This is a genomic window from Noviherbaspirillum soli, from assembly GCF_015352955.1.
Lineage (GTDB): Bacteria > Pseudomonadota > Gammaproteobacteria > Burkholderiales > Burkholderiaceae_D > Noviherbaspirillum_A > Noviherbaspirillum_A soli.
Genome location: NZ_JACYOX010000004.1, coordinates 40,092 through 50,602, shown reverse-complemented (window position 1 = coordinate 50,602; position 10,511 = coordinate 40,092). Strand labels below are relative to the sequence as shown.

10 protein-coding genes and 1 pseudogene are annotated in these 10,511 nt (G+C 62.4%); 3 read left to right on the top strand and 8 right to left on the bottom strand.

Annotated features, from left to right (window positions below; all coding sequences use genetic code 11):
- Positions 1-35: 35 nt before the first annotated feature.
- From IGW04_RS05730 to ppsA, 3 genes and pseudogenes are all read right to left on the bottom strand, one after another.
- Positions 36-521 (bottom strand): annotated as a pseudogene (locus IGW04_RS05730) (SPFH domain-containing protein); the annotation flags it as partial.
- A 6-nt stretch (positions 522-527) separates the two neighbouring features.
- Entirely contained in the window at positions 528-947 is a 420-nt protein-coding gene (locus IGW04_RS05725) for an NfeD family protein (protein WP_194712092.1), read from the bottom strand.
- Between the two features lie 170 nt (positions 948-1,117).
- Positions 1,118-3,547, bottom strand: a complete 2,430-nt coding sequence (gene ppsA / locus IGW04_RS05720) for a phosphoenolpyruvate synthase (protein WP_194712091.1) — start codon at positions 3,545-3,547, stop codon at positions 1,118-1,120.
- Positions 3,548-3,711: 164 nt separating this feature from the next.
- On the opposite strand from ppsA, the gene ppsR reads away from it, so the two are divergent.
- The 3 genes from ppsR (at position 3,712) to IGW04_RS05705 (ending at position 6,650) form a co-directional block, all read left to right on the top strand.
- Positions 3,712-4,560, top strand: coding sequence for a posphoenolpyruvate synthetase regulatory kinase/phosphorylase PpsR (ppsR, locus tag IGW04_RS05715; RefSeq protein ID WP_194712090.1), 849 nt, complete (start codon positions 3,712-3,714; stop codon positions 4,558-4,560).
- 104 nt (positions 4,561-4,664) lie between these two features.
- A complete protein-coding gene (locus IGW04_RS05710) occupies positions 4,665-5,009 on the top strand; it encodes a hypothetical protein (protein WP_194712089.1) in 345 nt (114 codons plus the stop codon).
- A gap of 72 nt (positions 5,010-5,081) precedes the next feature.
- Entirely contained in the window at positions 5,082-6,650 is a 1,569-nt protein-coding gene (locus IGW04_RS05705; protein WP_194712088.1) for a serine hydrolase, read from the top strand.
- Between the two features lie 36 nt (positions 6,651-6,686).
- Here IGW04_RS05705 and IGW04_RS05700 read toward each other — a convergent pair whose 3' ends face one another.
- From IGW04_RS05700 to fabZ, 5 genes are read right to left on the bottom strand one after another with little or no spacing between them, the layout of a single operon-like run.
- Entirely contained in the window at positions 6,687-7,475 is a 789-nt protein-coding gene (locus IGW04_RS05700; RefSeq protein WP_194712087.1) for a TrmH family RNA methyltransferase, read from the bottom strand.
- Positions 7,472-8,092 (bottom strand): ribonuclease HII, encoded by a 621-nt coding sequence (rnhB, locus tag IGW04_RS05695; protein WP_194712086.1) that lies wholly within the window; start codon positions 8,090-8,092, stop codon positions 7,472-7,474. Before rnhB ends, IGW04_RS05700 begins: the two co-directional genes overlap by 4 nt.
- A complete protein-coding gene (gene lpxB / locus IGW04_RS05690; RefSeq protein ID WP_323744816.1) occupies positions 8,089-9,258 on the bottom strand; it encodes a lipid-A-disaccharide synthase in 1,170 nt (389 codons plus the stop codon). Before lpxB ends, rnhB begins: the two co-directional genes overlap by 4 nt.
- Complete coding sequence (gene lpxA, locus IGW04_RS05685) at positions 9,242-10,033, bottom strand: acyl-ACP--UDP-N-acetylglucosamine O-acyltransferase (RefSeq protein ID WP_194712084.1); 792 nt, start codon at positions 10,031-10,033, stop codon at positions 9,242-9,244. The genes lpxB and lpxA overlap by 17 nt, the downstream gene beginning before the upstream one ends.
- The gene (gene fabZ, locus IGW04_RS05680; RefSeq protein WP_194712220.1) at positions 10,033-10,503 is read right to left on the bottom strand and encodes a 3-hydroxyacyl-ACP dehydratase FabZ; all 471 of its coding nucleotides are present in this window, start codon (positions 10,501-10,503) and stop codon (positions 10,033-10,035) included. The genes lpxA and fabZ overlap by 1 nt, the downstream gene beginning before the upstream one ends.
- Positions 10,504-10,511 lie beyond the last annotated feature (8 nt).

Here is a 10,511-nt window from a genome sequence, read left to right as displayed (position 1 = left end):
AAAACGATCGAGCCCATTTTCGCCTTCCAGCCATAATCGTAGCGCAATACCTTCACGCCCCAGTTCGCCGCCGACTCGTCGATCGCATTGACGATGGCGGTATTGATGTGCTCGCGCTCCTCGAAAGTCTTGTCCAGTTCCATGCGACCGATCACGGAGCGCAGCGTGGTCTGCGCCAGCTGGGTGATCGCGGCGACATAGTTCGAGGAGCCATAGGAAGCGCGCATCGGATCGGTCACCTGGAAATACAGGATGCCGTCCACCTGCAGCTGGGTGTTGTCTCGCGTGATGCAGACCTGGGGCGGCACATCCAGCGGGATCTCCTTCAGGATGTGCTTGTAGGCCACCCGGTCGATGAAGGGAATCACGATATTGAGGCCAGGCCCGAGTATCGCGTGATACTTGCCCAGGCGCTCCACCACCCAGGCATGCTGCTGCGGCACGACCTTGATGGTCTTGATCACGAAGACGACGGCGAGAATGAAAAAGACCAGGGTCAAAGAGCCAAACGTGATTTCCATGAGTGCTTACTCCGGTTGATTGCTGACGATGAGACGGCTGCCGCGGACCTCGCGTATGACGAACTGCCCCGTTCTCGGATGCGCGCCATGGGCCAGTTCCACATCCCACAGGGCGCCACGGTACATGGCCCTTGCCGTTCCTTCATGCCAGTGGCTGACATGCAGGCTCTGGCCAATGTCGAGATTGATGTTGGGGTCGCGCGCCGCGTCGTTCTTCCGCGGACGGCGCCGGCGCAATGCCAGCGCAGCCGCGGCGCCGACCAGGGCCGCCAGGAGGACCTGCACTTCAGCTGACAGGCCGAGCAAGGCGGCCAAAGCGCCGGCCGCCATGCCAAGCGCAATCATGAGTAAGTAAAACGTGCCGGAAAACATTTCAAGAATGACCAGCGTGCCGGCCAAGGCCAGCCATACCATCCAGGCCGTCATATTTTCTCCCATTGGAAATAAGAAACCCCTGGAACCGTATGGTTGCAGGGGCATGAGAAAACAGCAAGAAACTTTGTTGTTGGTTGTTATCCGGCTGGAATGAAGGCCAGTCTAGCGGATGAGTTTTTTGTCAGCAACTCTTTTCCGGCAGACTGTGCCTAATTCACCACTCAACCGAGGCGTTTGGCCAGGTTCTGCCAGGTATCGACAACCGAGTCCGGGTTGAGCGAGATGGAAGTAATGCCTTCCTTCATCAGCCACTCGGCGAAGTCCGGATGGTCGGACGGGCCCTGGCCGCAGATGCCGACATATTTGCCCTGCTTGCGGCAGGCGCCGATCGCACGCGACAGCATGGCCATCACCGCCGGATCGCGCTCGTCGAAGTCCGCAGCCAGCAGCGCCATGCCGGAATCGCGGTCCAGGCCCAGGGTCAGCTGGGTCAGGTCGTTGGATCCGATCGAGAAGCCGTCGAAATATTCCAGGAACTCATCGGCCAGGATGGCATTGGAAGGCACTTCGCACATCATGATCAGGCGCAGGCCGTTTTCGCCGCGACGCAGGCCATTCTTGCCCAGCAGGTCGATGACCTTCTGCGCCTGGCCGAGGGTGCGCACGAAGGGCACCATGATCTCGACGTTGGTCAGGCCCATGTCCTCGCGCACCCGCTTCATCGCCGCGCATTCCATCTCGAACGATTCGGCGAAATCCTCGGCCAGGTAGCGGGCCGCGCCGCGGAAACCCAGCATCGGATTTTCCTCGTCCGGCTCATAGCGCGAGCCGCCGATCAGCTTCTTGTATTCATTCGATTTGAAGTCGGACAGGCGAACGATCACCGGCTTGGGCCAGAATGCCGCCGCAATCGTGGCCACGCCCTCGGCCAGCTTGTCGACGTAGAACGCCTTGGGCGATGCATGGCCGCGCGCCACCGACTCCACCGCCTTCTTCAGCGATGCATCGATGTTCGGGTATTCCAGAATGGCCTTCGGATGGACGCCGATATTGTTGTTGATGATGAATTCCAGGCGCGCCAGGCCGACGCCGGCGTTCGGCACCGACTGGAAGTCGAATGCCAGCTGCGGATTGCCGACGTTCAGGCTGATCTTCACCGGCAGTTCCGGCAGTTCGCCGCGCATCACCTCGGTCACTTCGGTTTCCAGCAGGCCATCATAGATCCGTCCTTCATCGCCTTCGGCGCAGGACACGGTGACCAGATTGCCGTCGATCAGCACGTCGGTTGCGTCACCGCAGCCAACCACCGCCGGCACGCCCAGTTCACGGGCGATGATGGCGGCGTGGCAGGTGCGGCCGCCACGGTTGGTGACGATGGCCGAGGCGCGCTTCATCACCGGCTCCCAGTTGGGATCGGTCATGTCGGCCACCAGCACGTCGCCCGGCTGCACCCGCTCCATTTCCGACGGATCGCGGATCACGCGGACCGGGCCGGCGCCGATCTTCTGGCCAATCGCTCGGCCCGAGGTCAGCACCACGCTGCTGCCCTTCAACTTGTAGCGCTGCTGGGCATCAGTGGATTTCTGTTGCGACTTCACGGTTTCCGGACGCGCCTGCAGGATGTAGAGCTTGCCGTCGCGGCCATCCTTGCCCCATTCGATATCCATCGGGCGGCCATAGTGCTTCTCGATGATCACCGCATACTTGGCCAGTTCGACGATTTCCTCATCGTTCAGCGAATAGCGGTTGCGCATCTCGATCGGCACATCCACCGTGCGCACCGAACGGCCCGCCTTGGCTTCGCCGGTGAATTCCATCTTGATCATCTTGGAACCGATGTTGCGGCGGATGATGGGCAGCTTGCCCTGCGCCAGCATCGGCTTGTGGACATAGAATTCGTCCGGGTTGACGGCGCCCTGCACCACGGTCTCGCCCAGGCCATAGCTGGAGGTAATGAAGACCACGTCGCGGAAACCGGATTCGGTGTCCATCGTAAACATCACGCCGGCGGCGCCGACATCGGAACGGACCATGCGCTGCACGCCGGCCGACAGGGCCACTTCCGCATGGGTGAAGCCCTTGTGGACCCGGTAGGAGATCGCGCGGTCGTTATACAGCGACGCGAAGACATGCTTCATTGCTTCCAGCACGTTGTCGATGCCGACCACGTTCAGGAAGGTTTCCTGCTGACCGGCGAAGGACGCATCCGGCAGGTCTTCCGCGGTTGCCGAAGAGCGGACGGCGAACGACATTTCCGCTGTGGAATCGGCAACCAGGCGCTCGTAGAACTGGGTGATTTCCTGCTGCAGACGCGGCTGGAATGGGGTGTCGATGATCCACTGGCGGATCTCGGCGCCGGCGGCGGCGAGCGAGCGCACGTCGTCGATGTTCAGGCCGGCCAGGCGATCCTCGATGCGTTGCGCGAGAGAAACACCGCCGACTTCGCTATGGGACAGAAAATCGCGGAAGGCCTGCGCGGTGGTGGCAAAACCCGTCGGCACGCGAACGCCGGCGCCGGCGAGCTGACTGATCATCTCGCCCAGCGATGCATTCTTGCCGCCGACCGACTCGACGTCGGTCATCCTGAGTTCTTCAAACGATGCTACGTAGGTGGCCTCCGGGGAGCCCCCCTGGTTTGCTGCATTGGACATAACAACCTCTGGTTTGATGGGAAATCGGGACGTGCGCCGTCGCATCCGGGGGATTTTGGTATTCTTCTGCGGGTCTGCGCGGTTTTCATTTGCCGCATTTTACAGGCGCGGCCGGATTTTTGGCTTGCACTCTCGACAATTCACTCTTTCCATCAAAGTCTCCCATGCGCGATATCGTCTCTCCCCACCTGCCAGCAGCCGAACGCACCGTGTTTTTTGTCTCCGACGGCACCGGCATCACGGCCGAGACCTTCGGACATTCGGTGCTGACGCAGTTCGAGCTGCGCTTCCGCCAGATCCGGCTGCCGTTCATCGATACGCTGGAAAAGGCATACGACGCGGTGCGCCGCATCAACGAATGCTGCGCCGCCGACGGCAAGCGTCCCATCGTGTTCTCGACGCTGGTCAAGGCCGACCTGTCGGCCGTGGTGCGGCGTTCCAGCGGCATGCATATGGACCTGATCCATACCTTCGTCGAACCGCTGGAACAGGAACTGGGCATCAAGTCCAGCCACACAATCGGTCGCAGCCATAACATTGCGGATTCGGACGAATACAAGAACCGGATCGAGGCGATCAACTTCTCTCTGGCGCATGACGATGGCCAGTCCGACAAGAACCTGGCGATGGCCGACGTGATCCTGGTTGGCGTGTCGCGCTCCGGGAAAACCCCGACCAGCCTGTATCTGGCGATGCAATACGGCATCAAGGCAGCCAACTATCCGCTGATTCCGGAAGATTTCGAGCGCGGCAGGCTGCCTGGCAACCTGGTGCAGTTCAAGTCCAAGATCTTCGGCCTGTCGATTGCCCCGGAGCGGCTGGCCGAGGTGCGCAACGAGCGCCGGCCAGGCAGCAAGTATGCGGCGCTGGAAAATTGCCGGTACGAAGTCAACGAAGCGGAAAATATGATGCGGCGCGAAGGGATACGGTGGATGTCTTCCACTGTCAAATCCATCGAGGAAATCGCCACCATGATCCTGCAGGAGATTCGCCTCGATAAGCGTTCCTACTGACAGCACGATCCGCGTCCAGTTTGCAGCAGATACGCGGCTGCGCAAGGCCTCCGGCGCTGGTCTTTGCTAGCATGGAATCGACGTCTGGAGGACGTATGGACATTGTGCTTCTGGAACTGGTGCTGTGGGCCGGGCTGATCTGTTTTCTCTGGGTAATGAAAGACTCATTGGGCAAGATCGAGTCCGAACTGGAAAGGACGGCGGCGCAAAAGGCGGCCGGGCGCAGTTCGCGCGGCGTGAACACGGTCCATGTCGACCGCCTGTACGATCCGATTGGCCGGCTCGGCGATACCACGATTTATCGGTTCGCCATTATCGATGGCCAGAATTACGAATTCGACTACGTGGCTGCCGGCAAGGACATTCGCCTTGCAGCCAATCAGCGCTGCCTGCCTCCGGGCCTGGTGTACTCCCTTCACGATGATACCAACGCCGCCAACGCCGGCTGACGCAACGCTGCATATGGAACCACCAGGGTCTTCTCTCCCACGAACTTGTTTTATTGTCGTGATCAGGGACCCATGGACCATTTTTCCCGGCGCCGCAGGCGCATCCTGCAAGCCATTCCGTCCTTACTCGCTGCTTCTGTCTGCCCTGCCTGCACTTCCCACGACCCAGACCAGCTACATTCCGCCCTTCTTGCGCTAGACCAGCTTGCATCGGAGACCCTGGGCACGTCAGGCATACCCGGCATGGCGATTGCGGTTGTGCACAACGACCGCGTCGTGCACCTCAAAGGCTACGGCGTGCGCGAGGCGGGCCATCGCTCTGCAGTCGACACCGACACCATTTTTCAGCTGGCATCGGTTTCCAAGCCCATGGCCGCGACCGTGCTGGCTGGCCTGGTCGGGGATGGCGTGATCGGCTGGGATGACTTGATTACCAAGCATGTGCCGGGCTTCGCACTGGCCGATGCAGTAGCGACCCGGCAAGTCACCTTGCGTGACATGTTCTGTCACCGCTCCGGCCTGTCCGAGCATGCCGGGGATCTGCTGGAAGACATCGGTTACGATCGCGACGCCACTCTTTACCGGCTCAGGTATTTGCCGCTGGACAAGCCACTGCGCGCCGGTTTTGCCTACACCAATTTCGGGCTAACCCAGGCGGCGGTCGCAGCAGCGCGGGCAGCCGGGCAATCCTGGGAGAACTTGGCCGCACAACGACTGTTCCAGCCGGCCGGGATGACTTCGACCAGCTTCCGCTACCAGGACTTCATCGCCTCAGGCAATCGCGCCAGGCTGCATGTGGCCGACGACGGCACAACCTATACCGCGAAGTACGAACGTAATGCCGATGCGCAGTCGCCTGCCGGGGGCGCAAGCGCCAGCATCGCTGACATGGCACGCTGGCTGCGGATCATTCTCAACGATGGCCAGCTCGACGGCGTTCGCCACGTCGCCGCCGCCGAGCTTGCGCAAACGCGTCAGCCGCAGATCGAGTCGCTATCGGCCGTCCGGTCACCTGTCGGTAAGTCCTCATATTACGGCCTTGGCTGGACTGTCGATACTGACGCCAACGGACGCGTCTTTAACGGCCACTCCGGTGGTTTCATGCTCGGCGCAGCAACCAACGTGACAGTATGCGTCGAGCAGCGCCTGGGCATTGTCGTGCTCACCAACGCCTGGCCGGTGGGAGTAGCAGAAGGCATCGCGAAAACCTTCATGGATTACGCACTGAACGGCACGGTCAGTCAGGACTGGATGGCGTTATACAGGGGTGCATTCACGGCCAAGCTCCAGGCCGAATTGCGCGGCCCAGGCGATTATGTCCAGCCATTGCCTGAAGCGGAACCTGCCAGGGATCTGCAAGCCTATGCCGGCAACTACCTTAACGACTACTATGGCAATGCCGCTGTCGTGCAGAACGGGGATGCGCTGACGCTGACGATCGGCCCTGACAAGACAGCGTATTCGCTGCGCCACTGGAGCGCAGATGACTTTCTATACGAGCCGTACGGCGAGAATGCGGTCAGGATCACGAAAGTCAGTTTCGGCGTGCCAGATTCAGGAAAGGCAGAACGCCTGCGGGTCGAGTATCTCGACCAGAACCGGGAAGGCGATTTCCTTCGTGCCACCTTGCCGCAGTCATAGGCGCCTGGGCTGGGATTACCGGTGCGGCAGCGGGCATCATGTCGCGGTTTTCTGCCTGACCTGCTCGAACAGGCAGATCGCAGCGCTGGCGGCGACATTCAGCGACTCCATCTCGCCCAGATGCGGGATGCTCACCTGCTGGCTGGCCAGAGCCATCAACGGTTCCGACACGCCCTGCCCTTCATGGCCGAACAGCCATGCGACGTTCCGCCGCAAATCGACGTCGTATATCCTTGCATCGGCATGGGAACTGGTCGCCAGCACCGGGATGGCGCTGGAACCGATCAGCGCAGCGAGATCGACCTGCTCATGGATTTCCAGCCCAAAATGCGCGCCCATGCCAGCCCGCAAGACTTTCGGCGACCAGGCGAAGGCGGTGCCGGCGCTGCAGTACACGGCCTTGATGCCGGCCGCGGCGGCGCTGCGCAGGATGGAGCCCAAGTTGCCGGGATCCTGCAGGTTGTCCAGCAATACCGCATCTCCGGTCAGCGCGTTCGCCGGCGATGCCTGGGGCGTATCGATCACGAACAGCAAATCGATGCCGTTTTCCACCTGGCTCAGCGCATGGTAGAGCGCGTCCGGCAGGACCACGCACTGTGCATCGCGGCAGCGCGCCAGCAGCGCCGCGACTTCGGGATTTGACTGTGCGCTGTCCCCGGCCACGCACAGCGCCGGCAGGCCGCGCTGCGCCAGGTAGGCGCCGCACAGATGCACCCCGTCGAGCAGCGTGCGATGGGCGCGGCGGCGTGCCTGCGAACTGGTCGCCAGTTGCTTCAACTCCTTGTACAGCGGGTTGTCGCGCGAACTGATGTACTTCACGCTCATGGCCGCGGGTCCAGCATCGCCCGCACCGGAGCATAAGAACGCCGGTGCGCGGGCGACACGCCGTGCAATTGCAGCCGCTCCAGATGCAGCGCGGTCGGATAACCCTTGTGCTGGTCGAAGCCATATTGCGGATAGGTCTGGTGCAAGGCCACCAGCGCGGCATCGCGCCCGGTCTTGGCCAGGATGGACGCGGCGGAAATCGCCTCTACCAGGTCGTCGCCGCCGACGATGGCTTCGCAGCGCACTGCCGCCGGCGGACAGCGATTGCCGTCGATCAGCGCCAGCGTCGGTTGCCGATGCAGCCCTTCGATTGCGCGCCGCATCGCCAGCATGGTGGCGTGCAGGATGTTGAGCGTGTCGATCTCGTTTTCACAGCACTGGGCGACCGACCAGGCCAGCGCATCGCGCCGGATCAGTACAGCCAGTTCCTCGCGGCGCGCGGCGGTCAGCTTCTTCGAATCGCGCAGGCCGGGTATGGGGCGCGCCGGGTCGAGAATCACGGCGGCGGCAAACACCGGGCCGGCCAGCGGCCCACGGCCGGCCTCATCGACGCCGCAGACGATTTCGCTGGCATGATCAAACAGCGGCAAGGTGCGCTCGCGGGGTGTCTTCTTCAAGGGCGTCCTCGATGGTTAGCGATCATTTCAAGCACCGCATCCGCGCTCAGGCGGGCGGTGTCGCGCAGCAGCGTATGGTGCATGTCGGTAAAGCGCTGCACCAGCACCTGACGCGCATTGCCGTCGGTCAACTGCTTCCAGAGGGCATCGGCAATCGCTTCTGGCGTAGCCGCGTGCTGCAGCAATTCCGGCACCAGAAATTCACGCGCCAGGATATTGGGCAAGCCTACCCAGGGCTGGTAGCCCATGTGCCGCATCACCTGCCAGGAAGCGGCCATCATTTTATACGCTATCACCATTGGCTTCTTGTAGAGCGCCACTTCCAGCGTCGCGGTGCCCGACGCCACCAGCACCGCGTCGGCGGCGGCCAGCGCCGCATGCGACTGGCCATCCAGTATCTGCAGCGGCAGATCGGCCAGGCCGGCGCCGGCCAGCAGGCTTTCGAAGTACTGCCGCTGCGCCTGGCCCGCCATCGGCGCGACGAAGCGGATCGACCGGTCGCGCGCGGCCAGCAGTTGCGCCGCCGACAGGAAGGCAACGCTGTTGTACTTGAGCTCGGACATGCGGCTGCCGGGCAGGATCGCCACCACCGGCGCGTTGCCCTGCAAGCCCAGCGCAGCACGAGCCGCGCCGGTATCGGGCTGCATCGGGATCACTTCCGCCAGCGGATGGCCAACGTAGGTAGCCGGGATGCCGGCCTGGCGGTAGATGGCTTCCTCGAACGGGAAGATCACCAGCATGTGCGACACGGCGCGCGCAATCTTTTTGATGCGGCCGCCGCGCCAGGCCCAGATCGATGGACCAATGAAATGCATGGTGGGTATGCCTGCCTGCTTCAGTTCTGCTTCCAGCCCAAGGTTGAAATCCGGCGCATCCACGCCGATGAAGGCAGCGGGCCGCTCGCGCAGCAGCTGGTCGCGCAGCGCAAGCTGGATACCCTTTATTTCGCGGTAGTGCGCAAGCACTTCGAACAAGCCGCGCACCGACAGCTTGTCCATCGGCCAGTCGCTGATGAAGCCGTGCTCGGCCATGCGGGCGCCGCCGATGCCGTGCAGGCGGGCCTGCGGCAACTGCGGACGCAGGCCGGACAGCAGGCGCGCCGCCAGCAAGTCGCCCGACGTTTCGCCGGCTACCAGCGCAATCGCCAGTTCAGCGGACGATGCCACGGGAAGCGTTGTCGAGGAAAGCGCGCATGCTGCGCAGCCGCCCTGCGGGATTGCCATCCAGACCAGCCTCTTCCCGGGCCAGCGCAGCGCGTGCCTCGTCGAGCGTCAGGCCTGACTTGTAGATGAGCTTGTAGGCGCGGCGCAGCGCGGCGATTTCATCGGCGCCGAAGCCGCGGCGCTTCAGGCCTTCGATATTCAGGCCGCGCGGCGCGATCGGCGTGCCAGCGGCCAGGATGAACGGCGGCACATCCTGCGACAGGCTGGCATTCATGCCGACGAAGGCATGGTCGCCGATCTTGCAGAACTGATGCACCGCGGCGAAGCCGCTCATGATGACCCAGTCGCCGACGTGGACGTGTCCGGCCAGCGTGGCATTGTTGGAAAAGATGGTGTTGCTGCCGACCTGGCAGTCATGCGCAATATGCACATAGGCCAGTATCCAGTTGTCATTGCCAAGGCGGGTGACGCCGGCGTCCTGGACGGTGCCAAGGTTCAGGCTGCAATATTCACGGATCGTGTTGCGGTCGCCGATCTCCAGGCGTGTCGGCTCGCCGCGGTATTTCTTGTCCTGCGGCGCGCCGCCCAGGGAGCAGAACTGATAGATCACGTTGTCGCGCCCTATCGTGGTATCGCCCTCGACGACCACATGCGACGCAATGCGCGTGCCTGCGCCAATACGCACCCGCGGGCCGATCACGCTGTAAGGGCCAACCTCGACCGAGGCGTCGAGCTCAGCCTTCGCATCGATGATGGCGGTAGGATGAATCAGGGCCATTACTGTCCCGCTGGCTGGCTGGCGTCGGTGCTGCTGCGCATCGTGCACATCAGTTCCGCTTCCAGCGCAACCTCACCGTCCACCAGGCCGCGCGCGGCGTATTTGTAGATGCCGCGCGAGGAGCGGGTGATTTCGACCTCCATGCGCAACTGGTCGCCAGGGCCGACAGGACGCTTGAAACGCGCCGCGTCGATGCCCACGAAATACACCACCGAGCTGCTGTCGGGCTTCTTGCCCATGGTCAGGAAGGACAGCAGCGCAGCCGTCTGGGCCAGCGCCTCGATCATCAGCACGCCGGGCATGACTGGCTTGTGCGGGAAATGCCCGTTGAAGAATTCCTCGTTGATGGTGACGTTCTTGATTGCGGTAATCGACTTGCCAACTTCGTAATCCAGCACCCGGTCGACCAGCAGCAAGGGGTAACGGTGTGGCAGATATTCCTTGATCTGGTTGATGTCCAGCGTGTTCATAGTGGTTT

Coding starts and splice junctions, on each gene's coding strand:
- IGW04_RS05700 (WP_194712087.1), bottom strand. CDS start 7,475: ATGAGCGTGAAGTACATCAGTTCGCGCGACAACCCGCTGTACAAGGAG.
- lpxA (WP_194712084.1), bottom strand. CDS start 10,033: ATGGCCCTGATTCATCCTACCGCCATCATCGATGCGAAGGCTGAGCTC.
- IGW04_RS05705 (WP_194712088.1), top strand. CDS start 5,082: ATGGACCATTTTTCCCGGCGCCGCAGGCGCATCCTGCAAGCCATTCCG.
- ppsR (WP_194712090.1), top strand. CDS start 3,712: ATGCGCGATATCGTCTCTCCCCACCTGCCAGCAGCCGAACGCACCGTG.
- fabZ (WP_194712220.1), bottom strand. CDS start 10,503: ATGAACACGCTGGACATCAACCAGATCAAGGAATATCTGCCACACCGT.
- IGW04_RS05725 (WP_194712092.1), bottom strand. CDS start 947: ATGACGGCCTGGATGGTATGGCTGGCCTTGGCCGGCACGCTGGTCATT.
- ppsA (WP_194712091.1), bottom strand. CDS start 3,547: ATGTCCAATGCAGCAAACCAGGGGGGCTCCCCGGAGGCCACCTACGTA.